The 24,340-nt window shown below is 65.0% G+C and carries 22 protein-coding genes; 9 read left to right on the plus strand and 13 right to left on the minus strand.

Going from position 1 to position 24,340, the window contains the following annotated elements; genetic code table 11:
- Positions 1-9 precede the first annotated feature (9 nt).
- Positions 10-2,049: a methionine--tRNA ligase gene (gene metG, locus ACTYOL_RS06465; protein WP_054891780.1), complete on the minus strand. Its 2,040-nt coding sequence runs from the start codon at positions 2,047-2,049 to the stop codon at positions 10-12.
- Positions 2,050-2,209: 160 nt separating this feature from the next.
- On the opposite strand from metG, the gene apbC reads away from it, so the two are divergent.
- Positions 2,210-3,304 (plus strand): iron-sulfur cluster carrier protein ApbC, encoded by a 1,095-nt coding sequence (gene apbC, locus ACTYOL_RS06470; RefSeq protein ID WP_444757682.1) that lies wholly within the window; start codon positions 2,210-2,212, stop codon positions 3,302-3,304.
- Positions 3,305-3,550: 246 nt separating this feature from the next.
- Here the strand turns inward: apbC and ACTYOL_RS06475 are convergent, their stop codons facing one another.
- Positions 3,551-3,760 (minus strand): cold-shock protein, encoded by a 210-nt coding sequence (locus ACTYOL_RS06475; protein WP_003254922.1) that lies wholly within the window; start codon positions 3,758-3,760, stop codon positions 3,551-3,553.
- A gap of 325 nt (positions 3,761-4,085) precedes the next feature.
- Between ACTYOL_RS06475 and dcd the strand changes: the two genes are divergently transcribed.
- Together dcd and ACTYOL_RS06485 are read left to right on the plus strand one after the other, a co-directional pair.
- Entirely contained in the window at positions 4,086-4,652 is a 567-nt protein-coding gene (dcd, locus tag ACTYOL_RS06480) for a dCTP deaminase (protein WP_003258001.1), read from the plus strand.
- A gap of 96 nt (positions 4,653-4,748) precedes the next feature.
- Positions 4,749-4,985, plus strand: coding sequence for a hypothetical protein (locus ACTYOL_RS06485; protein WP_054891778.1), 237 nt, complete (start codon positions 4,749-4,751; stop codon positions 4,983-4,985).
- On the opposite strand, the gene pdeM is transcribed toward ACTYOL_RS06485, so the two are convergent.
- From pdeM to ACTYOL_RS06535, 10 genes are all read right to left on the minus strand, one after another.
- Positions 4,986-5,642 (minus strand): ligase-associated DNA damage response endonuclease PdeM, encoded by a 657-nt coding sequence (gene pdeM, locus ACTYOL_RS06490; RefSeq protein ID WP_197892707.1) that lies wholly within the window; start codon positions 5,640-5,642, stop codon positions 4,986-4,988. It lies immediately after the preceding gene.
- A 2-nt stretch (positions 5,643-5,644) separates the two neighbouring features.
- Entirely contained in the window at positions 5,645-8,131 is a 2,487-nt protein-coding gene (locus tag ACTYOL_RS06495) for a ligase-associated DNA damage response DEXH box helicase (RefSeq protein WP_200603528.1), read from the minus strand.
- Between the two features lie 68 nt (positions 8,132-8,199).
- The gene (locus ACTYOL_RS06500) at positions 8,200-9,315 is read right to left on the minus strand and encodes a succinylglutamate desuccinylase/aspartoacylase family protein (RefSeq protein ID WP_197892711.1); all 1,116 of its coding nucleotides are present in this window, start codon (positions 9,313-9,315) and stop codon (positions 8,200-8,202) included.
- A 93-nt stretch (positions 9,316-9,408) separates the two neighbouring features.
- Positions 9,409-11,073, minus strand: a complete 1,665-nt coding sequence (locus tag ACTYOL_RS06505; protein WP_153774019.1) for an ATP-dependent DNA ligase — start codon at positions 11,071-11,073, stop codon at positions 9,409-9,411.
- On the minus strand, positions 11,070-12,086 hold the full coding sequence (locus ACTYOL_RS06510) for a ligase-associated DNA damage response exonuclease (protein ID WP_153774020.1): 1,017 nt from the start codon (positions 12,084-12,086) through the stop codon (positions 11,070-11,072). Before ACTYOL_RS06510 ends, ACTYOL_RS06505 begins: the two co-directional genes overlap by 4 nt.
- A 107-nt stretch (positions 12,087-12,193) precedes the next feature.
- The gene (locus ACTYOL_RS06515; protein WP_444757683.1) at positions 12,194-14,632 is read right to left on the minus strand and encodes a penicillin acylase family protein; all 2,439 of its coding nucleotides are present in this window, start codon (positions 14,630-14,632) and stop codon (positions 12,194-12,196) included.
- A gap of 102 nt (positions 14,633-14,734) precedes the next feature.
- Positions 14,735-14,938 carry an SEC-C metal-binding domain-containing protein gene (locus ACTYOL_RS06520; protein WP_012313055.1) on the minus strand — a complete coding sequence of 68 codons (204 nt, stop codon included), beginning with the start codon at positions 14,936-14,938 and terminating at the stop codon, positions 14,735-14,737.
- A 6-nt stretch (positions 14,939-14,944) separates the two neighbouring features.
- Positions 14,945-15,421 carry an LEA type 2 family protein gene (locus ACTYOL_RS06525; protein ID WP_444757684.1) on the minus strand — a complete coding sequence of 159 codons (477 nt, stop codon included), beginning with the start codon at positions 15,419-15,421 and terminating at the stop codon, positions 14,945-14,947.
- Positions 15,421-15,900 (minus strand): YchJ family protein, encoded by a 480-nt coding sequence (locus ACTYOL_RS06530; RefSeq protein ID WP_197892715.1) that lies wholly within the window; start codon positions 15,898-15,900, stop codon positions 15,421-15,423. Before ACTYOL_RS06530 ends, ACTYOL_RS06525 begins: the two co-directional genes overlap by 1 nt.
- Before the next feature lie 4 nt (positions 15,901-15,904).
- On the minus strand, positions 15,905-16,399 hold the full coding sequence (locus ACTYOL_RS06535; RefSeq protein ID WP_065863070.1) for a DUF6231 family protein: 495 nt from the start codon (positions 16,397-16,399) through the stop codon (positions 15,905-15,907).
- 160 nt (positions 16,400-16,559) lie between these two features.
- Here ACTYOL_RS06535 and ACTYOL_RS06540 point away from each other — a divergent pair, with 160 nt between their 5' ends.
- From ACTYOL_RS06540 to ACTYOL_RS06555, 4 genes are all read left to right on the plus strand, one after another.
- On the plus strand, positions 16,560-17,255 hold the full coding sequence (locus ACTYOL_RS06540) for an OmpA family protein (protein ID WP_054891768.1): 696 nt from the start codon (positions 16,560-16,562) through the stop codon (positions 17,253-17,255).
- Between the two features lie 57 nt (positions 17,256-17,312).
- Positions 17,313-18,035 (plus strand): OmpA family protein, encoded by a 723-nt coding sequence (locus tag ACTYOL_RS06545; protein ID WP_054891767.1) that lies wholly within the window; start codon positions 17,313-17,315, stop codon positions 18,033-18,035.
- A gap of 109 nt (positions 18,036-18,144) precedes the next feature.
- A complete protein-coding gene (locus ACTYOL_RS06550; protein WP_065863069.1) occupies positions 18,145-18,420 on the plus strand; it encodes a DUF1145 domain-containing protein in 276 nt (91 codons plus the stop codon).
- Positions 18,413-19,171: a collagen-like protein gene (locus ACTYOL_RS06555; RefSeq protein ID WP_153774022.1), complete on the plus strand. Its 759-nt coding sequence runs from the start codon at positions 18,413-18,415 to the stop codon at positions 19,169-19,171. The genes ACTYOL_RS06550 and ACTYOL_RS06555 overlap by 8 nt, the downstream gene beginning before the upstream one ends.
- A gap of 69 nt (positions 19,172-19,240) precedes the next feature.
- Here the strand turns inward: ACTYOL_RS06555 and ACTYOL_RS06560 are convergent, their stop codons facing one another.
- The gene (locus tag ACTYOL_RS06560) at positions 19,241-19,705 is read right to left on the minus strand and encodes a CopD family protein (RefSeq protein WP_197892719.1); all 465 of its coding nucleotides are present in this window, start codon (positions 19,703-19,705) and stop codon (positions 19,241-19,243) included.
- A gap of 98 nt (positions 19,706-19,803) precedes the next feature.
- Here ACTYOL_RS06560 and dinG point away from each other — a divergent pair, with 98 nt between their 5' ends.
- Positions 19,804-21,948, plus strand: coding sequence for an ATP-dependent DNA helicase DinG (gene dinG, locus ACTYOL_RS06565; RefSeq protein ID WP_200603525.1), 2,145 nt, complete (start codon positions 19,804-19,806; stop codon positions 21,946-21,948).
- A 78-nt stretch (positions 21,949-22,026) separates the two neighbouring features.
- Entirely contained in the window at positions 22,027-24,264 is a 2,238-nt protein-coding gene (locus ACTYOL_RS06570; RefSeq protein WP_444757685.1) for a beta-galactosidase, read from the plus strand.
- Positions 24,265-24,340: the final 76 nt, after the last annotated feature.

Here is a 24,340-nt window from a genome sequence, read left to right on the forward strand (position 1 = left end):
AAGAGGGTCTTACTTGATACGCTGACCTGGCTTGGCGCCGCTGTCCGGGCTCAGCAGGTAGATCTCTTCACCGCCAGGGCCGGCGGCCATGACCATGCCTTCGGAAACACCAAAGCGCATTTTCCGAGGTTTGAGGTTGGCTACCATCATGGTCAGTCGGCCTTCGAGCTTCGATGGGTCCGGGTAGGCCGACTTGATGCCGGAGAACACGTTGCGACGCTCGTCGCCGATGTCGAGTGTGAGTTGCAGCAGCTTGTCGGCACCGGCCACGGCCTCGGCCTTGACGATCAGCGCCACGCGCAGGTCGACGGCGGCGAAGGTGTCGAACTCGATCTCGGCCGACAGCGGGTCCTTGTCCAGCTCGCCGTTGCCGGCAGGCGCCTTGCCTTCGGCGGCCAGCAGGTCTTCCTTGCTGGCGGCGACCATGGCTTCGACTTTGGCCGGCTCGATGCGGCTCATCAGGGCCTTGAACGGGTTCAGCTTGTGGTTTTCCAGGCGCGACTGCAGGTCGTTCCACTCAAGCGGTGCGACGTTGAGGAAGGCCTCGGCGTCGGCGGCCAGCACTGGAAGCACCGGCTTGAGGAAGATCACCAGTTGGCGGAACAGGTTGATGCCCTGGGCGCAGATGGCCTGGACTTCATCCTGCTTGCCTTCCTGCTTGGCCAGCGACCACGGTGCCTTGTCGGCGATCCAGGCGTTGGCGCGGTCGGCCAGGGCCATGATTTCGCGCATGGCACGGCCAAAGTCACGGGCCTCGTAGGCTTCGGCGATCGAGGGTGCGGCGGCCAGGAAGGCTTCGGTCAGCTCCGGTGCGGCGTCGCCAGCAACCATTACGCCTTCATTGCCCTTGTGGATGAAGCCTGCGCAGCGGCTGGCAATGTTGACTACCTTGCCGACCAGGTCGGAGTTGACCTTCTGCACGAAGTCCTCGAGGTTCAAGTCGAGATCGTCGACCCCACGGCCCAGCTTGGCTGCGTAGTAGTAACGCAGGTACTCGGGCTGCAGGTGGTCGAGGTAGGTGCGCGCCTTGATAAAGGTGCCGCGAGACTTGGACATCTTCGCGCCGTTGACGGTCAGGTAGCCGTGCACGTTGACGGCAGTCGGCTTGCGGAAACCTGCACCTTCGAGCATGGCGGGCCAGAAGAGAGCGTGGAAGTTGACGATGTCCTTGCCGATGAAGTGATACAGCTCGGCTTTGGAGTCTGCGTTCCAGAACGCGTCGAAGTCCAGCTCCGGGCGGCGATCACAGAGGTTCTTGAAGCTCGCCATGTAGCCGATCGGCGCATCCAGCCAGACATAGAAGTACTTGCCCGGCTCGCCCGGAATCTCGAAGCCGAAGTACGGCGCGTCACGGGAAATGTCCCACTCCTGCAGACCGGAATCCAGCCACTCGGCGAGTTTGTTGGCGACCGCGTCCTGCAAGGTGCCACTGCGTGTCCACTGCTGCAGCATGGCCTGGAAGTCGGGCAGCTTGAAGAAGAAGTGCTGGGAGTCGCGCAGTACTGGCGTGGCACCGGAAATCGCCGACTTGGGGTTCTTCAGCTCGGTGGGGGCGTAGGTGGCACCGCACTTCTCGCAGTTGTCGCCGTACTGGTCCTCGGTCCCGCACTTGGGGCAGGTGCCCTTGATGAAGCGGTCGGCCAGGAACATGCCCTTCTCGGGGTCGTAGTACTGGGTCACGGAGCGATTGGCGATGTGCCCGGCTTCACGCAGGCGCGTGTAGATCAGGCTCGACAGCTCGCGGTTCTCTTCGCTGTGGGTGGAGTGGAAGTTATCGAACTCGACCAGGAAGTCGGCGAAGTCACTGCTGTGCTCGGCCTGGACGTTGGCGATCAACTGCTCGGGCGTGATGCCTTCTTTCTCTGCGCGCAGCATGATCGCCGAACCGTGGGCGTCGTCGGCGCAGACATAGATGCACTGGTTGCCACGCAGTTTCTGGAAGCGTACCCACATGTCCGTCTGGATGTACTCAAGCATATGGCCAAGATGGATGGATCCATTGGCATAGGGCAGGGCGCTGGTGACGAGAATCTGGCGTGGCTCGGACATGGTGGCTCGGCTACTTATCTGGCGACGGGTAAAAATTGAGGATGATCGGCCACTATAAAGGGCTGGGAAATATATTTCACCCCGCACACGCATCTGCTGACGGTTGACGGGTTAGCATAGGCGCCTGATTCACTTTTTTCGGAATGCCACGGGAGTCTCCATGAGTGCCGTCACACGTGCCGCCATTGAAGGCGTGCTTCGCCAGTACACCGACCCCTACCTGAACCAGGACCCGGTCAGCGCCGGTTGCGTGCGGGCGATCGACATTCAAGGTGGGCAGGTCAGTGTGCAGTTGCAGCTGGGCTATGCCGCTGCACTGTTTCGCAACGGCTGGGCTCAGGTATTGCAAACGGCGATCGAGAACCTCGAAGGCGTGACGTCGGCGCAGGTGAGCATCGATACGCTGATCGCCACACACAAGGCCCAGGCCCAGGTGCCTGCGCTGGCCAATGTGAAGAATGTCATTGCCGTGGCTTCGGGCAAGGGCGGCGTCGGCAAGTCGACCACAGCTGCCAACCTGGCCTTGGCCCTGGCTCGCGAGGGCGCGAGGGTCGGTATTCTCGATGCGGACATCTACGGCCCAAGCCAGGGTGTGATATTCGGGATCCCCGAAGGTACCCGCCCGCAGATTCGCGAGCAGAAGTGGTTCGTGCCGATCAAGGCCCATGGCGTCGAGGTGATGTCGATGGCGTTCCTGACCGACGACAACACACCGATGGTCTGGCGTGGCCCGATGGTTTCCGGCGCCTTGCTGCAACTGGTGACCCAGACCGCCTGGGACGACCTGGACTACCTGGTGATCGACATGCCGCCGGGCACTGGCGACATTCAACTGACCCTGGCGCAGAAAGTGCCGGTAGCCGGTTCCGTGATCGTCACCACCCCGCAGGACCTGGCACTGCTGGATGCGAAGAAGGGTGTCGAGATGTTCCGCAAGGTCAACATCCCGGTCCTCGGTGTGGTGGAGAACATGGCGGTGCACATCTGCTCGAACTGCGGTCATGCCGAGCACCTGTTCGGTGAAGGTGGCGGTGAGAAGCTGGCGGCGCAGTATGGCGTCGAGTTGCTGGCGTCGTTGCCGCTGTCGATGCTGATTCGCGAGCAGGCAGACAGCGGCAAGCCGACAGCGATCGCCGAGCCGGAAAGCCAGATTGCCATGGTCTACCAGGAGCTGGCCCGTCAGGTGGGGGCTCGGATCGTGCTACAGGAAGCGGCGGCGCCGGCAATGCCGAGCATCACTATCAGCGAGGACTGATCCGCTGCTGGCCAACCCCGTGTAGCAGCAACTGTCTTGCTCAAAATCTAAAGACCAGCCCAAATCCCTGTGGGGGCGGCGGTTCGCCGCTGCGACTGGTCCCGCGAACACGGGCGTAGCCCGTGCCAGGCAACGCGGTGTCTTTTTCGCGGGCAAGCCCGCTCTTACAGGCACCGCTCCTACACTGGGGCACAAAAAAACCCGCCGGAAGGCGGGTTTTTTTGAAAGCGAGGAAGCTAAATCGACTTAGGCGATTTGAACTTCTTCAGCCTGCATGCCTTTCTGGCCGCGGGTAGCGACGAAAGTAACAGCCTGGCCTTCTTTCAGGGTTTTGAAGCCGTCAGCCTGGATGGCTTTGAAGTGTACGAACAGGTCGTCACCCGACTGAGGAGTGATGAAGCCGTAGCCCTTCTCATCGTTGAACCACTTAACAACACCGGATTGGCGATTGGACATGTGTCTGTCTCCTTGGACAAAGTAGATTTCGGCTCAGGAATTGCCCTGGCCGGGACTGAGTGCAAAGAGAGCGGAAAATTCAGCGATGGGCCGATCAGGATCGTGCATCAAACAGATTCTCGGTGTCACGTGCAGCACAGTGGCGCCACCTTACCCCACTTTCCGCAAGCTGCCAATGGCCAACAGCGGCTTTGATGAAATTCGGATCGGCGGGTGGCCAGCCCCCGTCCGGCGCGGGATAAGGGCAGGGAACTTTAACGCGCGGGCCAGGACCGGTAAGATGCGCATCTCGTTTTTTCACCTCGTACTTTCAGGACATCCCGCCATGAGCATCAAATCGGACAAGTGGATTCGCCGCATGGCGCAGGAACACGGCATGATCGAGCCGTTCGTCGAGCGCCAGGTGCGTGGCGAACAGGACAGCCGGGTGATCTCCTTCGGTGTCTCCAGCTACGGCTACGACGTACGTTGCGCCGATGAATTCAAGGTGTTCACCAACATCAATTCGGCCACCGTCGATCCGAAGAACTTCGATGCCGGCAGCTTCGTCGACATCAAGAGCGACGTCTGCATCATCCCGCCGAACTCCTTCGCCCTGGCCCGTACTGTCGAGTACTTCCGCATTCCGCGCGATGTCCTGACCATCTGCCTGGGCAAGAGCACTTATGCCCGCTGCGGCATCATCGTCAACGTCACCCCCCTGGAGCCGGAGTGGGAGGGGCACGTCACCCTCGAGTTCTCCAACACCACCACTCTCCCGGCCAAGATCTACGCCAACGAAGGCGTGGCCCAGATGTTGTTCCTGCAATCCGATGAAGAGTGCGAGGTGTCGTACAAGGATCGCGGCGGCAAATACCAGGGCCAGCGCGGCGTCACGCTGCCACGTACCTGAGCCGACGAGCTGGGGGAATTAGTTCCCCTTTTGCCACTCCAACGAGGTAAGTCCCCGGCGTGCATGACGTACGCCGGCCCTCGTCAGGAGCAGCCCATGAAACTCGATCCTGCAATCAGCGCGAAGCTGGCCGTCCTGCAGCCGAACCAGATCGGCATGATGGCCTGGACTCTGCTCGCGCACCCGCATCCGCCGACGGATCTGCACGCCGGTGGCGTCCCGCACCAGCCTGATCCCGATACCCCGCAACCCCCCGAGCCTGGCGAGCACCCGCCGATGGAGCCGGGCGAGCCGACCTTGCCCGACGAGCCGCCTCCAGCGCCAGTCGCCTGATCAGGCCGGCACTGCCCAGACCCGTTGATCGCCCACGACGAACAGGCGGGCGCCGGGCTCTGGTTGTACCGTCCAACCGCCGGTGAATTCGCCGAACGCCGGCAGCAGGCTGACCTTTGCGTGGAACATGAAGCACGCCAGGCGCAGGCGTTGGCGGCCACGACCGCGCAGGACGCACGCCGGATGGACATGGCCTGCGATCACCGGATGCTCAGGGTGAGCGCCGGTCTCGTGCTGTAGCGCGAATGGCGGCAGTAGCAAAGGCTCGTCGACAACTTCAATGGCGAGCTCCTGCGGCGGATCGCCAGCATGACGGTCGTGATTGCCTCGCACCAGGACCACCCGTAACCCTGGGTGCCGTTCGCGCCATGCAGCTACACGGGCCAGGGTGGCAGGTGCTCGCGCAGTACGTGCGTGGAGAAAGTCGCCGAGCACGATCAACTGCTGGCAAGCGTAATGCTGCAAGAGCGTGTCCAGGCGATCCAGGGTCGCCTGGGTAGTGCCGCGTGGCACCGGTTGGTGCAGGGCGCGGTAGCTGGCGGCCTTGCCAATGTGCAGGTCGGCAACCAGAAGCGCGCGCCGGGCTGGCCAGTAGAGCGCTTTTTCAGGTAACAGCCACAGCGTTTCGCCGCAATGTTCGATCACCAGGTGGTGCACGTTCAGGATTTCCTCCGTTCAGTTCCCGCAAGGTCGCTCATGGTTCGGCTCGCCGCCTTTTCGAGATCCGCCACCATCCGGGCGATGCGGTCTGCCAGTTTTTCCGTGCTCAGGGTTTCGCGCATGCCCTCGACCAATAGGGCGAAGGCCAGCGGCCCGGGCCGGCGCAATGCGTGCAGATCGAGGCGCAATCCTGACATTTTCTGCAACTGCTGATGCAGGCGCTCGATCTCCAGCTCCTCACGCAGCACCTCGTCGCGCGCCTGGCCGAGCAGCAGATTGCCAGCGTCATGCTTGCGAAACACCTCGTAGAACAGACCACTGGAGGCCTGGAGCTGGCGAGTGCTTTTCTGCGCGGCGGGATAGCCGCCGAATACCAGCCCGGCGATCTGGGCAATTTCACGAAAGCGCCGCAGCGCCATCTCGCCAGCATTCAGGCTGGCCAGCACATCTTCCAGCAAATTGTCCGCAGCCAGTGCAGCGGGCAAGTGCGCGGCCCAGTCCACAGGGCTCGCTGCGAGCAGTTCGAAGCCGTAGTCATTGACCGCGATCGATACCGACAGCGGCTGCACGCGGCTGACCCGCCAGGCGATCAGGTTGGCAAGGCCCAGATTGGCCATGCGCCCGGCGAAGGGATAGAGAAACAGGTGCCAGCCCTGGCGCGAGTGCAGGGTTTCGGCCAGCAATGTGCGCTGTGTGGGCAGGGCCGACCAGCTCGCCTGAAGTGTCAGCAGAGGGCGAACGGCGTGCATTTCTGCGCCTTCGTAGCGGCCGTGGGCTGCTGCATCCAGACGCTCGACCAGCGCTTGCGCCAGCTCGCTCGACAGCGGCATGCGTCCGCCATTCCAGCGTGCTACCGCCGCCTTGCGCGCGGTGCTGCGGCGCACGTAGGCGGTCATGTTCTCGACCCTTACCAACTCCAGGATACGTCCGCCGAACAACAGCGCGTCACCGGGCTTGAGACGGGCAATGAAAGATTCCTCCACGCTGCCCAGCGACTTGCCACCGCCCCCTTTGCTCCAGTACTTCAACTGCAGGCTGGCGTCGCTGACGATGGTGCCGATACCCAGACGATGACGCCGGGCGAGGCGCTCGCTGGCCACGCGCCAGATGCCGTCGGGGTGCGCTGCGACGCGCTGGTAGTCCGGGTAGGCGGTGAGCGAGCTGCCGCCATTGCGCACAAATGACAATGCCCATTGCCACTGGCTCTCTTCGAGATCGCGAAAGGCCCAGGTGCTGCGAACCTCCTCGAACAGTTCGGCCGGTCGGAAACCACTGCCCAGCGCCATGCTGACCAGGTGCTGGACCAGCACGTCCATGCTCAGGCGCGGCGAATAGCGTGCCTCGATATGCCCGGAAGCCAGCGCCTGGCGTGCCGCCGCCGCTTCCACCAGTTCAAGGCTGTGGGTCGGTACCAGGGTCACCCGTGAGGTACGCCCAGGTGCGTGCCCAGAGCGGCCTGCACGTTGCAGCAAGCGGGCGATGCCTTTGGCCGAGCCGATCTGCAGGACGCGTTCGACGGGCAGGAAATCCACACCCAGGTCGAGGCTTGAGGTGCAGATCACTGCCTTCAGCGTGCCCTGCTTGAGGCTGCGCTCGACCCAGTCACGGGCGTGCCGGGCAAGCGAGGCATGGTGCAGAGCGATCAATCCCGCCCACTCGGGATGCGCCTCGAGCAGGGCCTGGTACCAGAGCTCGGCCTGGGCGCGGGTGTTGGTGAACACCAGGCTGCTGGCGCTGGCCTCGATCTCGGCGCTGACCTGAGGGAGCATCTTCAGCCCCATGTGCCCGGCCCAGGGGAAGCGTTCGATCGCGCTCGGCACCAGGGTGTCGACCAGGATGCGCTTGTCCTGACGGCCCTGAACCAGTCGCCCGCCGGCAGGCAGCAAGACTTCAAGGGCGTGCGGCAGGTTGCCCAGGGTGGCCGAAAGCCCCCACACCACCAGTTGCGGCTGCCAGCGCCGCAGCCGGGCCAGGGCCAGTTGCAACTGCACGCCGCGCTTGTTGCCGAGCAGTTCGTGCCATTCATCGACCACCACCAGGCGCAGGCTGGCGAAGTCGGCGGCAGCCTGTTCGCGGGTCAGCAGCAGGGTGAGGCTTTCGGGAGTGGTGACCAGCGTGCTGGGCAGGCGCCGGGCCTGGCGTGCACGTTCGGCACTGGTGGTGTCACCGCTGCGTACGCCGATGGTCCAGTTCAGCCCCAATTCATCCAGCGGTGCTTGCAGCGCGCGCGCGGTATCGCTGGCCAGGGCGCGCATCGGTGTGATCCACATCACCTGGAGTGGCGCCGGTCGGCGTGCGTCGTGCAACTGTGCGAAAGCGCGCAGGGCGCCGAGCCAGACGGCGTAGGTCTTGCCGCTGCCGGTGCTGGCGTGCAGCAGGCCCGACTCGCCGCGCTGGATCGCCGCCCAGACGCTGCGCTGGAAGGCGAACGGCTTCCAGTTGCGGGAGGCGAACCAGGTGCTGGCGAGGTCGGAAGGGGATGGCATCGGCGGCCGGTCTCGTCGAAGGCTGTGCTTCTACAGACCGGCCGCAAGGTGCTTTGGTTTGATCGGGATCAGTTGGCCAGCAGATAGCCGCTGCGGCAGACCTTTTCCCCTGCTACATGGGCGATCACCATACCGGTGGTGGCCATGCGCCGGACGCTGCGGGCGTAGAGCAGCCCGCCCTGGACGTTGCGGATCGGCGTCACCCGGTCGCTGAGCGGATCGATGACCTCGGCGATCAGTTGCCCAGGCTCCAGGTACTGCCCCGGTTTTGCGTGGAACACCAGCAGGCCACCCAGCGGTGCGATCAATGGCTCCACGGCAGCCAGCGGGGTGGCGGGGTGGCGCAGCGGCGGCAATGCTGCGGGCTGGCCTTCGATCACCCCGCAGTGGGTGAGGAAGTCGAGGATTGCCTGGCAGTCCTGGCTTGCCAGCTCGTGATTGACATCGGCCTGGCCACGCAGCTCGACGGTCACCGAGAAGCTGCCCATGGGGATCGGGAAACGCTTGGCAAAACGCTGCTGCAGTTGCCACCACACCAGGCTGAAGCACTCGTCGAACGACTGCCCGCCGGAGTCGGTGGCCAGCAGGCTGGCCTGGGCGCCGAGATAGCGCGCCAGCGGCTCGACTTGGGGCCAGGCTTCGGGCGTGGTGTAGAGGTGTTCGACGGCTTCGAAGTCGCAGTGCAGGTCCAGCACCATGTCGGCGTCGCAGGCCAGGCGCTGCAAAGCCAGGCGCTGGGATTGCAGGGGGGTGACGGCGGGGTGGCTGTCGAGCCCGCGGCGCAGGTATTCCCGGATCAGCGCGAGGTTGTGTGCCGGGTCTTGCGTGAGGTGGCTTTCGATCTGGTCGCCGATGCTGTCGGACAGGTCGACGAAGTTGCGATTGAAGTTTTCCCCGCTCTGCAGTTCGAAGCGCCCCAGCGGTGCGTCCAGCAGCACCTGTTCCAGACCCACCGGGTTGGCCACCGGCACCAGCACCACTTCGCGGCGCAGCAGACCTTGCTGGTGCAGTTCGTTCAGGCGCCGCTTGAGGTGCCAGGCCACCAGCATGCCGGGCAATTCGTCGGCGTGCAGCGAGGCCTGGATGTACACCTTGCCGCCACCGCGTGGGCCGAAGTGAAAGCTGTGCAACTGGCGGCAGATGCCGGGTACGGGGGACAGCAGTTCGTGGGTCGAGTGGTGCATGGGGGTCCTGGTCTGCGCTGGGCGTTGAACATGGGCGACTGGAAATAGAAGCACAAACCAGGGCTTTGTGCATGCTGGTGTGCGTAGATGCAGCTATACAGGGCCCAGCAAGCTCTGCAGGGTTGCCAGGTCGTCGGCCTCCTCGACCGGCTTGTCCAGCCTCCAGCGCAGCATGCGCGGGAAGCGTACGGCGATGCCGCTCTTGTGACGCTTGGACAGGGCGATGCCTTCGAAACCCAACTCGAAGACCAGCGTCGGGGTGACGCTGCGTACCGGGCCGAAGGTTTCCACAGTGGTCTTGCGGATGATCGCATCGACCTTGCGCATCTCTTCGTCGCTCAAGCCTGAATAGGCTTTGGCGAAGGGCACCAGGTTGCGTTGCGCTGTTCCTGGAGGCGCATCCCAGACGGCGAAGGTGTAGTCGCTATAGAGGCTGGCGCGTCGGCCATGGCCGCGCTGGGCGTAGATCAGCACGGCGTCGACGCTGAACGGGTCGACCTTCCATTTCCACCACAGGCCCAGGTCCTTGGTGCGGCCGACGCCGTACAGGGCATCGCGCCGCTTCAGCATGAGCCCTTCCACCCCCAGGTTGCGCGACTGCTCACGTTGCTCGGCCAGGGCTATCCAGTTCGGTGCCTGCACCAGGGGTGAAAGCAGCACGGGGGCCAAGGGGTACTCGACCAGCACGCGTTCCAGTTGCCCCCGGCGCTCGTGCTGTGGGCGGTTGCGCCAGTCCTCGCCGTGCCATTCCAGCAGATCGTAGGCTTGCAGCACCACCGGTGCATCGGCCAGCAGTTTGCGGCCCAGGGTCTTGCGGCCCAGCCGCTGCTGGAGCAGGGCAAAGGGCTGCACTGCCAGACTGTCGTCGCAGGCGCCGGGCTTCCATACCAGAATCTCGCCATCGAGCACGGTGCCATCAGGCAATGTCTCTGTCAGGCTGTGCAACTCGGGAAAACGCTCGGTGACCAGTTCCTCGCCCCGTGACCAGATCCACAGCTGGCCCTCGCGCTTGACCACCTGGGCGCGGATGCCATCCCACTTCCATTCTGCCTGCCAGTCATCGACCGGGCCGAGCAGTGTCTCGAACTGTTCCAGTGGCGCCTGCAGGGCGTGGGCGAGAAAGAACGGATAGGGCTGGCCGCCGCGCTGGGCGTGTTCGTCGTCGGACTCGGGGGCAATCAGCTTCAGGTAGCTTTCAGCAACGGGGCGATGAGCCAGGTCGGTGTAGCCGACCAGGCGCTGGGCCACACGCTTGGCATCCAGCCCCGACAACTGCGCCAACGCACGGGTGACCAGCAGCTTGGAGACGCCGACACGGAAGCTGCCGGTGATCAACTTCAGGCATAGCATCAGGCTGGGGCGGTCCAGCCTCTCCCAGAGTGTCGGCAAGCGCTGGCGCACCTCATCCGCCGGTTGCCCGCGCAAGGGCAGCAGGTGCTGCTCGACCCACACGGCCAGGCCCTCGTCGGTATCGTGTCGGTGCTGGGGCAACAGCAGGGAAATGGTCTCGGCCAGGTCGCCGACAGCCTGGTAGCTCTCTTCGAACAGCCAGTCGGGCAGGTCTGCCAACTGCGTGGCCAGCTCACGTAGCAGACGGGTCGGCACCAGTTGGCGCGGGCGGCCTCCGGCCAGGAAGTACACCGCCCAGGCCGCATCGGCGGCGGGAGCCTCGGCGAAATAGTCGCGCAGGGCCTGCAGCTTGGCGTTGCTCGAAGTGGTGGCGTCCAGGCGCAGGTAGAGTTCGGCGAAGGCCTTCATGTGGCGCTCTCCGGCGCGGGCGTGTCGTCTTCCTCGCCGTACTCGGTGGCGAAGGCTCGGGCGTCCAGGCCCTGTTCGCACAGGTAGCGCACCAGCACGTTGACCGAGCCATGGGTGACCATGACCCGTTCCGCACCGGTTTCGCCGATCGCCCACAGCAGCCCAGGCCAGTCGGCATGGTCGGAAAGTACGAAGCCGCGATCGACGCCACGCCGGCGCCGGGTGCCACGCAGCAGCATCCAGCCACTGGCGAAGGCATCGCTGTAGTCGCCGAAACGGCGCATCCAGCTACTGCCACCTGCAGAGGGTGGTGCCAGCACCAGGGCTTGGCGCAGGCGTGGATCGTTGCGTGGCAGATCTCCAGCGTACAGGGTCTCCGGCAGGGCGATCCCGGCTTCGCGATACACGCGGTTGAGCGGCTCGACCGCGCCGTGCACCACGATCGGCCCTATATCTGCGTCCAGCCCGTGGAGAATGCGCTGGGCTTTGCCGAAGGCGTAGCAGAACAGCACGCTGGCCTTGCCCAGGTCACGATTGGCACGCCACCAGGCATTGATGCCTTCGAACACCTCGGCCTGCGAGGGCCAGCGATAGATCGGCAGGCCGAAGGTGGATTCGGTGATGAAGGTGTGGCAGCGCACCGGCTCGAACGGCGCGCAGGTTCCGTCTGGCTCAACCTTGTAGTCGCCCGAGGCGACCCACACCTGGCCCTGGTGTTCAAGGCGCACCTGGGCCGAGCCGAGCACGTGGCCGGCAGGGTGGAAGCTCAAGGTGATGCCGTGATGCTGGAGGCGTTCTCCATAAGGGAGGGTTTGCAAGTCGATGTCCTGGCCAAGACGGCTGCGCAGGATACCGGCGCCGGGTTCGGCACACAGGTAGTGGCCGTTGCCGGTGCGCGCATGATCGCCGTGGCCATGGGTGATCACCGCACGGTCCACCGGGCGCCAGGGGTCGATGTAGAAGTCCCCGGGCGGGCAGTACAGCCCTTCGGGGCGGGCAATGACGAGGTCCATGGCGTTCGCGCTGGCTGAGGTTACAAGTTAGGAGCGCAGCGCTGGCCAGGAAGTTCGGATGACGTGGTGCTGACGAGCGGCCCGGACGAGCCGCTCGGGGTTGCCGCCTACTTGCCCGGCACCAGCGTCAGGCGCTGGCTGCCATAGGCGCGGGCAAAGTTCTGCGGTTGCACGGGCAGGCTCATGAAGCGCCCTTTGAACCAGGCGTCCAGGCCGTCACTGTAGTGAGGGCTGGCCGGGTTGCCGGACTGGCCGCTGCTGGTCAGGATCTGCAGCGGTTCGGCCTGGCCGAAGTCGACGACCATGCGTGCGGAGGCTGGCAGGCTGGTTTCGAAACCGTTGCCCCAGGCGTAAGGGGTCAGGACCAGGGTGCTGAAGTCACCGCCGGTGGCCATCGGCGCGCGGCTGACGGTATCGCCGAGCCCGTGGTAATTCGCTGCTGGCCAGCGGTACTGGTGCAGCTTGCCCCATTGCCAGGCACGCCGGTCGGCGCCCATCTGCGCGACACCGGCATCCACCGCGCCGGCCAGGCTGCGGGCGAGGATGGTCGGTTTGTCTTCTTTCTGCGGCGTGTTGCGGTCATCCCAGAACGGACTGTCTTCGCGACCAAGCAGGTGGTCGGCCTGGGCCGAGTACGACAGCCGGGCGTTGCTGACAAACGCTTGCCAGGCCGGGCTGGACTCGGGGCCAAGCTCGTCGAGGAAGGTCTGGCGGGTGACGGCCTGGAGGAACAGTTCGTACAGCGCCGCATCGGCCGAGACTGGGCTCAGGCGGCCATCGAAAGCCTTGAGCCGGGTCAGGGCTTCACGGGCCTTGTCGCGCTGCTCGGCGGGCAGGGCATCGATGGCCTGTTTGAGCGGCTGGGCCATGCCCGGGGCGTCGAACATGCGCTTGAGCTTGTCGGCCAGCAGGGTGACCTGGTCGTTCTGCAAGGCCATCAGGCTACGGCTGTCATGACGCCCGTTACCGGCCAACTGGCCCAGGCGCTCCGCGCGTTCGGGGTAGTACCAGGTGCTGGACAGCTGCATGCCGTAGCCCTTGGGCAGGCTGCGCTGGTTGGCATGGCCGATCCAGCCGCTGGGCGGGTCCTGGTCGTAGGGGTGGAGCATCGCATCGGCGAAACCATCCCAGTCGAAGCGTCCGTCCCAGCCCGGCGAAGGCAGCAGGCCCTGGCCTTCGCGGCGATTGGGGTAACGGCCACTGACCTGCCAGCCAATGTGCTCGGGCTCGGCGAAGACGAAGTTCAGCGCAGCGGCGCCGATTTCGCGGGTGCTGTCGAAGGCGCGTTCGAGGTTGCTGGCGCGGGTCAGGTCGAACAGCGCATCGAGGCTCTTGTCGTCCTTGAGCTGCGGCAGGTGCAGGGCCAGGCCATAGCCGTTGCCGGGCTGGCCGAGCAGGGTGCCATGGCGGGTGTCGTACAGCACTTCGCGCACCGGGCGCTGGCCGCGCACGAAGAAGGTTTCGTTACGCGCGCGGGCCGGCTGCCACTTGCCGTCGGCCAGGTAGGTGAGTTGACTGCCCTGGCGGCGCAGTTGCTCAAGGAACAGGTCCTGGTTGTCGGCCATCACGGCGCTGCTGCTCCAGGCCAGCTTGCCGTTGTAGCCGGCCAGCACGATCGGCAGGCCGGGTAGCGACAGGCCGGCGACCTGGTACTTGCCGGTGTGGATCTGTACCGGACTCAGCGCCAAGGCGGCGCGGCTGTCGCTGGCCAGCAGGCTCTTGCCGCTGCGGCTGCGCAGGGGGCCCAGGGCCAGGTTCGAGGAACCGGGGCTGCCCAGCAAGTCGAGGTCGGCGAGCTTCTGGCTGGCGGCGGCGACGTCGTTCAGGCCGGGGATCTGGCTGGCCAGGTTGATGCCCTTGAGCTTGTCGGTCTCGGCCTCGGCCAGAGGCTCGTCGGGTGCACCTGGCAGCAGCCAGGCGAGCTTGTCGCTGCCGACCTTCTGCGCCAGGGTCAGGGCCGAGAGTTCCTCCTGCAGGTTCACCGATTGGCTGAAGGCGTAGAGGCTGAAGATCAGCGCCGAGTCTTCGGGCTTCCAGTATTCGGGGCGATAGCCGCTGCGGGCGAGTTCGGCCGGCAGCTTGTCGCGGTAGCGGAACAGATAGGCGTTGACCCCGCGGGCATAGACCTCGAAGAAGCGCTTCAGGCGCGGCGAGGCGTCGGCGTACAGCTGGCCGGCGCTCTGCTTGAGGTTGGCGGCGCGCATCAGGCGGTCGATGTCCAGGGCTTCGGAGCCAGCGATCTCGGCCAGTCGCCCCTGGGCGAGCAGGCGCATGGCGACCATCTGTTCGATGCGGTCGCCAGCATGGACGTAGCCGAGGCTGAACAGCGCATCGTGGAAACTGCTGCTCTCGATCAACGGTGCGCCCATGGCGTTGCGTCGGACCGAGACGTTCTGCGCCAGGCCTTTGAGTGGCTGGACGCCGGTGGTCGGTGGCACGCTGTCCTGGTAGCCGCCCATCTGGCAGCCGGCGAGCCCGAGCATGCCGAGCAGCACTGCGCTGGTGCCGAACCGAGGGCGGAAGGGAGGAAACACGGGGGCGGCCATGACGAAGGCTCCTGGGGGGCGTGGCGGGGTCGGAAAGGCGCTAAAGGTAGGGCGGCGCGCGTCGGGCTGCAAGCGGCAAACGCAGCGCCACCCGGAGCCGTGTTACGCGCCGTGGCACTTCTTGAATTTCTTCTCGCTGCCGCACGGGCATGGATCGTTGCGTCCGACGTCCTTCAGGGCGTTGCGCACCGGTTCCTGGTGGCCGTGGTTGCAGTGGGGGCCGTGCACATGGCCGTGGTCATGATCATGGTGATGATCGTGACCGTGGTTGCAGTCGGGGCCATGGACATGGGGTTGCTGGGTCATTGCGGGTTACTCCGGTTGAAGATCGCCGGGGATTATCTCACCACTGCGCGACGAGTGCAGGTCCCGTCGACTGATCAGGCCGGTATTGAGTTCGCCTTGCAGGGTGTAGTGCAGCGGATTGCCGCTTTTCAGCAGTTTGGCGAGGGGCTTGAGGTGCTGCCACAGGTTGGTGCGCGCGGTGATCTTGAAGGTACGCCGGGCATGTCCGCCGACACTGCGCCAGACACTGGTCTCGTCCTGCACCAGCAGCAGGTCATTGAGCCGGATTGCGTACGACAGGCTGCGGATGAACAGGCGGCTGTCGTTGGGGTTGTCGATACGCAGGTGCAGGATGAACTCCTGCTGGTGCAGACGCGCCTTGACGGTTTCCACCCTGACCAGGTGCACCTCCGGCTCGCGCCAGTCGTGGCCGCCCCATCCCGCACAGCCCCCCAGCAGGGCCAGGGTGAGACCAAGCAGGAGCAGGCGGGCCAGGGCATTCATCATCGGTTACCGAGGTAGCTGGCGCAGCATTTCTTGAACTTCTGCCCGCTGGCGCAGGGGCAGGGGTCGTTGCGCCCCGCCTTGAGCTCGACGGTCGGGTCGATGAAGTACCAGCGCCCGGCGTTCTGCACGAAAGCCGAGCGCTCGCGGTGCTGGTGGTCACCCTGCTGGTCGTGCCAGCGTGCCGTGAAGGTGACGAACGCATGTTCCGGTTGCCCCCCCAGGACCTGCGCACTTTCCACCTCCAACCCCAACCAGGTGCTCTGTGCACTCCAGGCGGCAATGCCGGCGCGGTCCAGCCCGGCCTGCTGGGCGGGAAGCGTGGTGGCTACCAGGTAATCCACCAGCCCCAGCACATAGGCGCTGTAGCGCGAGCGCATCAGCGTCTGGGCATCCGGTGCCGGGGTGCCGGCATGGTAGTGCCCGCAGCATGCGTCGAGAAGATTGCCGCTGCCACAGGGGCAGACCGAGAGACTCATGAAATCACCACCAGTACTTGCCAAAGTTTTGCGGATTCGCCCAGAACTTGGCATTGAGCCAGTCCGGGACCTGCTTGTAGTCATGTAGATCATAGGTGAACAGGCTCAGTACCTGCTCGTCGCGACGGAATTTCTCGCTGGCTGACAGCGCCAGGGCGAAGAAATCGGTGTCCTGCCAGCCACAGGCGGCCAGGTCGGCCAGCACCGCGACCTTGCTGGCATTCAGATTGCGGATGCCGCCGAGCAGTTCCAGCCCGCTGCGCTTGGGCAAGTGCTCGAGGCAATCGACCAGCACCGCGAGGTCGAAGCGTTGCGCCGCCAGGTCGGCAGGCAATGGACCAGGCGCAGCCACCGAAAGTTGTACCGTCGGGTGAGCTGCCGCGAAGGCCTCCAGGGCCGGGAAACGTGTGCCGACCAACAGCAGGCGCGCGGGTGCGAAGCGCTCGAGAAGGGCCGCCAGGGCCTGTTGGGGGGTACGCTGGGAAAAACCGTCGGTCATTGCCAATCCTCGTTCAGGTCGCTCAAGACTAGCGGTCCCAGCTCCGACGGCAAAGAGGCGCAGCATCGCGTCGTGGCTAATTGCTGGCAGAGAGGGAATAGGCGGTCTTTACTCCCAGAGCATCGGTTCTGCACCGATCCCCCTAGGAGAAGCAACGAAAATGAGCATAGTACGCACAGCGATACCCCTGGTTCTGCTCACCAGTGTGTTGACTGGTTGTGCAGGTTTGCAAAAAACCGACTGGCCGAAGTGTGCTGCCGTCGGGGGCGTGGGTGGCGCAGCCCTGGGCGCCATCGAAAGCTCCAGCTGGGCCGGCTGGGGCGCGTTGCTCGGCGGTGGCCTGGCGGCGGGCTACTGCTGGGCCCATGGCGATGGCGACGAAGATGGCGATGGCGTGCCCGACAGCCGCGACAAGTGCCCAGGCACCCCGCGTGGCGTGCAGGTCGATGCCAACGGCTGCCCACCCGAGCCGGTCGCCGTGGTCGAGGAAGTCGTCGTGGTCGAGAAGGAGGAAGTCATCGTCATCCGTGACGTGCACTTCGAGTTCGATTCCGCGCGCCTGACCGCAACCGACAAGGAGCGCCTGAACACCATCGCCACGCGCCTGAAGCAGGAGGCACCCAGCGCTCGCCTGAGCGTGACCGGCCATACCGACAGCGTCGGCTCCGACAGCTACAACCAGAAGCTCTCCGAGCGTCGTGCCCATTCAGTGACCGACTATCTGGTGACCAGCGGCGTACCGCGCAGCAGCTTCGTTTCGGTAGTGGGAGCTGGCGAGACCCAGCCTGTGGCCGACAACGCCACGGCCGATGGCCGCGCCATGAACCGCCGCACCGAGATCAAGATCCAGCGCTGACCGCCCGCGCCCACGTCTTTAGCCGTGGCGTGGGCGCATTCACCGGGGACCTGACCCATGAATACCTTGTCGAAGACGGCTGTGTCGCTGCTGCTGGCCTCCAGCCTGCTGAACGGGTGCGCCACCCACAGTGATGGCAGCGCCCCCCTGAATCAACGGACCTGGCCGGTCTGCAGCCTGCTCGGCGGGCTGGTCGGTGGCGGTCTGGGCGCGATCGAAAGCTCCAGCTGGGCGACCGGTGCCGGTGTTGCCGGAGCCATCGCCGGTGGCCTGATCTGTTACGCCCAGGATGGTGACGAAGATGGCGATGGTGTGTTCGACCGTCGTGATCGCTGCCCGGACACCCCCAAAGGTACGGCAGTCGACCACATGGGCTGCCCGCTCCCGCAGTATCCGCCTTCGACGCCCAAACCTGAGGCCCCAGCACCTGCGCCTGAGGTGATCACCCTCGACGATCAGGGCCAGGTGCTGTTTGCGTTCGACTCCGCACAGCTGTCGGCCCCAGCCCAACAGCGCCTGCAAGCGCTGTTGCCGAAACTTGGCGACCCCAGCGTGACGGCCATCAGGGTGATCGGACATACCGATAGCGTAGGCGCCGACCACTATAACCAGGGCCTGTCCGAACGCCGCGCCGCCAGTGTTGCGCAGTACCTGATCGGGCAAGGACTGTCGCCGGCCAAGGTGACCAGTCAAGGTCGCGGTGAAAGCGAGCCGGTGGCCGACAACGACACCGACGAAGGGCGAGCGCAGAACCGACGGGTGGAACTGCATCTGAACTGAATCGCCTCTGGCGCGCGCCCTGGCGCGGCGGTACTGTTGTGCGCACGGCCCGCTCGAACGGGCCGCGCGCACATAACAAAGACAGTACAAGACAGTCGGGGGGCGGGGTATGAAGTTCATCCTGGGCCTGGGCAAGGCCCTGACGGTGGTTTTCTGGTGGGTGGTGCTGGTCAATCTGTTGATGCCGCAACCCCTGCCGTTCAATCTGCTGATCAATGCGGCAGGCATCACGCTGCTGGGCTTGCATGTGCTGGAGGTGTTGTTCTTCAACGCCAGCCTGCGCGGGCGCAGCCATCGCTGGTTCGATCGCTTGCAGATCCTGCTGACCGGCATCTTCCATGTCATGTCCATTCCCCGTCCGCAGGAGGCTTCGCGCCATGCGTAAGTTGATGTTGCTGGCCGCGCTGGCCACCCCGCTGGCCCAGGCCGAGAGTCTCGAAGTCGCTGCCCATTCGATGCTGCGCCTGCCGAACAAGGCGTCCAGCGTGCACCTGGAGCGCGTGCAGGTGGCTGATTCGGCGACCTTGCTGTTGCCCGCCACGCTCACCGCATTGAAGATCGACCACCTCGAACTGGGCCGTGACGCGCGCATCGCCATCGCTCCGGCGCAAAGCGCCTTGAGCATCGAAGCGAGCAGTGCCGTGCTGGGTGTCGGTAGTGAAATCAGCGCGCCGGGGGCACCGGGCAGCTACGAGCGTGCGGCGCGTCCCGGTCGTGACCTCGACTTGCGCCTGCAAACGCTGGAGGCCGAGCAGCTGTCGATCGACGCCCGTGGCGGCGCCGGGGCACCGGGCTATGCCGGCCTCGATGGCGGCAATGGCACGGCCGGAGGGTGTACCTGGGGCACCGCCAGCCGTGGCGCGAACGGTGACAACGGAGGAAATGGGCATGACGGCGCGGCCGGAGGCCGGATTCGCCTGGCCCTGCCGGCAGACTTCCCGCAGGAGCGTATCCAGGTACGCCTCGATGGTGGTGCGCCGGGCAAGCCGGGCGCTGCCGGCAAGGCCGGGCAGGGTGGTGCGAGCAAAGGGTGTCTGGTGTATCGCACCGAGGCCGGTGCCAACGGTCGTCCGGGCCTGCCAGGGCAACCGGGGCTTGCCGGTACCGCGGGGGAGTTGATTCTGCAGCGGCTTTGACGGGGAGCGCGTTGCGCTCTCAAGCGTTTGCGTTCCCAGGGGCCGCGTTGCGGCCCCCAGTCAACGACTTCAGAACATGACGCGAGCGCTGGCCACTGCCACCACGGCGATGCCCAGCAGCAGGTTGATCCCCACCATCCGTCGGATCCTGCCCAGCACTCCGGCACCCGCCGGCCAGTCCTCGGCCTGCACCGCAGCGCGCAGTTCCGGCAGCAGCAGCGCCTGCACGCGCAGGAACAAGGCAAACATCACGATCCCGCCGCCCATCATCAGTTGTACATAGCGGGGCGCGGTCTCGAAGCCGGAAAATCGCAGGTGCAACATGCCGATACCACTTATCGCCAGCACCCCTATGGCCAGCCAGACCCATCCGAAGAAGCGTCGGAATACTTCCACCCACAGCCGCAGCCGCGCGGGCCCTTCCAGCGCTGCGACCGTTGCCGGGCGCAGTACCAGCCAGGCGAAGAACATCCCGCCAACCCAGACAAGGGCGGCCAGGACATGCAGTGTGTAGGGCAGGGCAAAGGCAAGCATCCGGATCTCCATGCGGCACAAAGGGCAATAGCGGGGTATGATAGCCGCCCCATGCGAAACACTGAAAATATATCCAGCCCTTCGGGCGCCCGCAGACCATGATCAGCAACGAACTCAAAGCCACCATCCAGGGCGCCTATTCGCGTTTTCTCGAAGCCAAGAGCCTCAAGCCGCGTTACGGCCAGCGCCTGATGATCGCCGAAGTGGCCAAGGTACTCGGCGACATCGCCTGCGATGATGAAGGTCGCCGGGCCGGCGAACCTGCCGTGGTCGCGGTCGAGGCCGGCACCGGTACCGGCAAGACGGTCGCCTACAGCCTCGCCGCGATTCCCGCCGCCAAGGCCGCCGGCAAGCGCCTGGTGATCGCCACCGCCACCGTCGCCCTGCAGGAGCAGATCGTCTTCAAGGACCTGCCCGACCTGATGCGCAACAGCGGCCTGAACTTCAGCTTCGCCCTGGCCAAGGGGCGTGGGCGCTACTTGTGCCTGTCCAAACTCGACGTGCTGCTGCAGGAGGGCCACGCCCAGTCGGCGACCGCCCAGCTGTTCGAAGAAGAAGGCTTCCACATCGAAGTCGACGAGCGCAGCCAGAAGCTGTTCAACAGCATGATCGAGAAACTTGCCGGCAACCGCTGGGACGGCGACCGGGACAGTTGGTCGGAAACCCTCGAGGACCAGGACTGGGCGCGCCTGACCACCGACCACAGCCAGTGCACCGGCCGACATTGCCCGAACTTCCAGCAGTGCGTGTTCTACAAGGCGCGCGAAGGCATGGGCAAGGTCGATGTGATCGTCACCAACCACGACATGGTCCTGGCCGACCTGGCCCTGGGCGGTGGCGCGGTACTGCCCGACCCGCGCGACACGATGTACGTGTTCGACGAAGGCCATCACCTGCCAGACAAGGCCATCGGCCATTTCGCCCATTATTCGCGGCTGCGCTCCACAGCCGACTGGCTGGAGCAGACGGCCAAGAACCTCACCAAGCTGTTGGCCCAGCACCCGTTGCCAGGCGACCTGGGCAAGCTGATCGAGCAGGTGCCGGAGCTGGCGCGGGAAATCCGCACCCAGCAGCAGTTCATGTTCACCCTGTGCGAACAGGTTGCCGATTTCCGGCCCGGTGAAGACATGGAGGGGCGCGATCGCCCGCGCTACCGCTTCGAGGGGGGCGTGGTGCCGGAGCAGATCCGCGAGGTCGGCATCGAGCTGAAAAAGGGCTTCTCCCGCCTCAACGATCTGTTCACCCGGCTTGCCGACCTGTTAAAGGAAGGCATGGACGGTGAGGTCAACATCGGCATCGCCAGCCACCAGGCCGAAGAGTGGTACCCGCTGTTCGGCAGCCTGGTCACCCGTGCCCAGGGCAACTGGGAGCTGTGGACCGCCTTCACCGCCGAAGACCCGGAAGACAGCCCGCCCATGGCGCGTTGGCTGACCCTGGCCGAGAGTGGGGCGCTGTTCGACATCGAGGTCAACGCCAGCCCGATTCTCGCCGCCGAAATGCTGCGCCGCAGCCTGTGGAGCGTTGCCCATGGTGCACTGGTCACTTCGGCGACCTTGACGGCTCTGGGCAAGTTCGACCGCTTCCGCATGCGCTCCGGGCTGCCGCGTGATGCGGTGACCTGCGTCGTGCCCAGCCCATTCGTCCATGGCGATGCCGGCTTGCTGCGGGTGCCCGACCTGGGCGCCGACCCGCGCGATGCGGCGGGCCATACTGCGGCGATCATCCGCGAATTGCCGAACATCGTCGAAGACGCCCGTGGCGCGCTGGTGCTGTTCTCTTCGCGCAAGCAGATGCAGGACGTGTTCGATGGCCTGGACCGCGACTGGCGCAAGCTGGTGCTGATCCAGGGCAACCTGTCCAAGCAGGAGACGCTGAACAAGCACAAGGCCCGGGTCGATGACGGTCAGCACAGCGTGTTGTTTGGCTTGGCCAGTTTTGCCGAAGGCGTCGACCTGCCAGGTGCTTATTGCGAGCACGTGGTCATCGCCAAGATTCCGTTCGCCGTGCCGGACGACCCTGTCGAGGCGGCCCTGGCGGAGTGGATCGAGGCGCGTGGCGGTAACCCGTTCATGGAAATCGCCGTGCCCGACGCCTCCCTGCGCCTGATCCAGGCCTGCGGTCGTCTGCTGCGTACCGAGCAGGACCGTGGTGTCATCACCTTGCTCGATCGACGCCTGGTCACCCAGCGCTACGGCAAGGCTATTCTCAATGCGCTGCCGCCCTTCCGGCGGGAGATCCAGTAACGGCCGGAGCATGATGCCCGGCCCGTTGTCCATGACTCGACCAGGTCCATGAGGGCCTTGAAGGAGAGCCACGTCCACATGATCCGCCGTACCTTGCCCGTCGTTTTCACCTTGTTGTTCAGTACCCCGTTGCTGGCAGCCCAGCAGACGTTGTTCAGCTTCGTGCGCCCGACTTCGGTCGTCACCGTGACCACCGAAGACACGGGGATGCCGCAGTACAACGCGGAGCAAACAGCCGAAGGCGAAGTGCTGCGGCGCGTGGTATTCAACCCGGTGGAGCGCCCGACCTTGCGCCTCAGCCCGCAGTCAGGGACCTGGGACTGGTCGACAGGGCAGTTTCTGACGCTACGCCTGCAAAGTGCGATGGACTGGGCCTTGACCGTGGATGTCACGCTGCTGGGCAGCGATGGGCGTACGCTCACCAGCCGCATCGACCTGCCAGCGGGCCCGGCGCAAACGGTGGTGGTGCCGCTAAAGGCCAGTTCTCCGTTGAGTCAGGGCATGCGTGCCGGTCCGCCGATGCCTTGGACGTACGAAGGGCAACGCGTGCTGTTGACCAGCAGTACGGGCGAAGTAGATCTCAAACAGGTGGTTTCGATCAGCCTGAGCATTCCCCGACCCAAGGTCGCGCAGAACCTGCTGATCGAAAAGGTCGGGATACAGGATGATGACCAGGCATACCGGGCGGCCTACGGCGATTTGATCGATGCCTATGGCCAGTCCACCCGAGGTCGCTGGCCGGAAAAAATCGTCAACGATGAGCAACTCAAGGCCGCCGATGCCCGTGAGCGCCAGCAACTCAAGGCCTGGCTGGCCGAGCGCGAGAAGCAGAAACTGGACACGTACGGCGGCCTGGTGGCCGGACCGACCTTCGAAGCCACCGGCTTCTTCCGCACTGAAAAGCGCGACGGCCGCTGGTTCCTGGTGACCCCGCAGGGGCACCCGTTCTACTCACTGGGCGTCAACGCGGTGGCCGCCGATGGCGGGCGCACCTACGTCGAGGGCCGAGAATCGATGTTCAAAGGGTTGCCTGGGGAGGGCGATCCGCTCGCGGCGTTCTATGGCCAAGGCAACAATGACGACGGTAATGCGTCTTCCCAAGGGCGTGGCTTCAAGCAAGGGCGTTGGTATGACTTCTATGCTGCCAATCTGCAGCGCACCTATGCCAAGCCCTGCGCCCCGGCGCCCGAGGGGCAGCCTCCGGTGGACTGCCCGGCCGCCGGTGTCGATGCCGAACGCTGGCAGGTGCACAGCCTCGATCGTTTGCAGGCCTGGGGGTTCAACACCCTGGGGAACTGGAGCGATCCGGCCCTGAGCCAGGCCAGGCGCATGCCGTACACCCTGCCGCTGTCGATCGTCGGTGACTATGCCAGTATCAGCACCGGCATGGACTGGTGGGGGCGCATGCCCGACCCGTTCGACCCGCGATTTGCCATGGCTACAGAACGTGCGGTGGCCATTGCCGCGCGGGATCATCGCGACGACCCGTGGCTGATCGGTTATTTCGCGGACAACGAGCTGGCCTGGGCGGCGCCGGGCGATGATCCCAAGGCACGGTATGGCCTGGCTTACGGCACCTTGCGCCTGACCACCGATGTGCCGGCCAAACGCGCCTTCCTCAAGCAGTTGCGTGACAAGTACCGAAACCAGGAGGGGCTGTCGAAGGCGTGGGGTATCGAACTGAAAGCCTGGGAGCTCATGGAGGACCCCGGTTTCGAGGCGCCACTGCCCAACCCTGAGCACCCGGAAATCGAGCGTGACTATCAGTACTTCCAACAGGTGTTTGCACAGACTTACTTCAAGACCATCTCCGATGCGCTGAAATGGCATGCGCCCAACCATTTGTTGCTGGGTGGACGCTACGCGGTCAGTACACCTGAGGCAGTGAAGGCCTGTGCCGAGTTCTGCGATGTGCTCAGTTTCAACTTCTATACCCTCAAGCCCGAGGACGGCTACGACTTCGCCCGGTTGGCCGAGCTGGACAAGCCGGTGCTGGTCTCGGAGTTCCAGTTCGGCTCCCGTGACCGTGGCCCGTTCTGGCCAGGGCCGCTCGAGGTCGCGCGTGAAGAGGACCGTGGGCCTGCCTACGGCAATTTCCTCAAGGCAGCGCTCGCTCAACCGATGATCGTGGGTGCTCACTGGTTCCAATACCTCGACCAGCCAGCCAGCGGGCGTCTGCTCGACGGGGAAAATGGGCATCTGGGCCTGGTCGGTATTACCGACGTGGCCTATCCGGGGTTTGTCGAGGCGGTAAGGCGGAGCAACCAGCAGGCGTTGGAGCAATTGCGCAGGGGGCTTGAGGTCATGGCGCCCTGAGCACAGCAGTTGGGTTCCGGCCAGTACTGGCCGCCTAACCTCTGGGGTTTTGCTTACAACCTTCCAGCCACATTCA

This window comes from Pseudomonas sp. A014, assembly GCF_052378495.1.
In the GTDB taxonomy this organism is placed as follows: Bacteria; Pseudomonadota; Gammaproteobacteria; order Pseudomonadales; family Pseudomonadaceae; genus Aquipseudomonas; species Aquipseudomonas machongensis.

Bases quoted from the DNA above. Each gene is read 5' to 3' on its own strand.
- metG (WP_054891780.1), bottom strand. From the start codon at position 2,049: ATGTCCGAGCCACGCCAGATTCTCGTCACCAGCGCCCTGCCCTATGCC.
- apbC (WP_444757682.1), top strand. From the start codon at position 2,210: ATGAGTGCCGTCACACGTGCCGCCATTGAAGGCGTGCTTCGCCAGTAC.
- ACTYOL_RS06475 (WP_003254922.1), bottom strand. From the start codon at position 3,760: ATGTCCAATCGCCAATCCGGTGTTGTTAAGTGGTTCAACGATGAGAAG.
- dcd (WP_003258001.1), top strand. From the start codon at position 4,086: ATGAGCATCAAATCGGACAAGTGGATTCGCCGCATGGCGCAGGAACAC.
- ACTYOL_RS06485 (WP_054891778.1), top strand. From the start codon at position 4,749: ATGAAACTCGATCCTGCAATCAGCGCGAAGCTGGCCGTCCTGCAGCCG.
- ACTYOL_RS06495 (WP_200603528.1), bottom strand. From the start codon at position 8,131: ATGCCATCCCCTTCCGACCTCGCCAGCACCTGGTTCGCCTCCCGCAAC.
- ACTYOL_RS06500 (WP_197892711.1), bottom strand. From the start codon at position 9,315: ATGCACCACTCGACCCACGAACTGCTGTCCCCCGTACCCGGCATCTGC.
- ACTYOL_RS06505 (WP_153774019.1), bottom strand. From the start codon at position 11,073: ATGAAGGCCTTCGCCGAACTCTACCTGCGCCTGGACGCCACCACTTCG.
- ACTYOL_RS06510 (WP_153774020.1), bottom strand. From the start codon at position 12,086: ATGGACCTCGTCATTGCCCGCCCCGAAGGGCTGTACTGCCCGCCCGGG.
- ACTYOL_RS06515 (WP_444757683.1), bottom strand. From the start codon at position 14,632: ATGGCCGCCCCCGTGTTTCCTCCCTTCCGCCCTCGGTTCGGCACCAGC.
- ACTYOL_RS06520 (WP_012313055.1), bottom strand. From the start codon at position 14,938: ATGACCCAGCAACCCCATGTCCATGGCCCCGACTGCAACCACGGTCAC.
- ACTYOL_RS06525 (WP_444757684.1), bottom strand. From the start codon at position 15,421: ATGAATGCCCTGGCCCGCCTGCTCCTGCTTGGTCTCACCCTGGCCCTG.
- ACTYOL_RS06530 (WP_197892715.1), bottom strand. From the start codon at position 15,900: ATGAGTCTCTCGGTCTGCCCCTGTGGCAGCGGCAATCTTCTCGACGCA.
- ACTYOL_RS06535 (WP_065863070.1), bottom strand. From the start codon at position 16,399: ATGACCGACGGTTTTTCCCAGCGTACCCCCCAACAGGCCCTGGCGGCC.
- ACTYOL_RS06540 (WP_054891768.1), top strand. From the start codon at position 16,560: ATGAGCATAGTACGCACAGCGATACCCCTGGTTCTGCTCACCAGTGTG.
- ACTYOL_RS06545 (WP_054891767.1), top strand. From the start codon at position 17,313: ATGAATACCTTGTCGAAGACGGCTGTGTCGCTGCTGCTGGCCTCCAGC.
- ACTYOL_RS06550 (WP_065863069.1), top strand. From the start codon at position 18,145: ATGAAGTTCATCCTGGGCCTGGGCAAGGCCCTGACGGTGGTTTTCTGG.
- ACTYOL_RS06555 (WP_153774022.1), top strand. From the start codon at position 18,413: ATGCGTAAGTTGATGTTGCTGGCCGCGCTGGCCACCCCGCTGGCCCAG.
- ACTYOL_RS06560 (WP_197892719.1), bottom strand. From the start codon at position 19,705: ATGCTTGCCTTTGCCCTGCCCTACACACTGCATGTCCTGGCCGCCCTT.
- dinG (WP_200603525.1), top strand. From the start codon at position 19,804: ATGATCAGCAACGAACTCAAAGCCACCATCCAGGGCGCCTATTCGCGT.
- ACTYOL_RS06570 (WP_444757685.1), top strand. From the start codon at position 22,027: ATGATCCGCCGTACCTTGCCCGTCGTTTTCACCTTGTTGTTCAGTACC.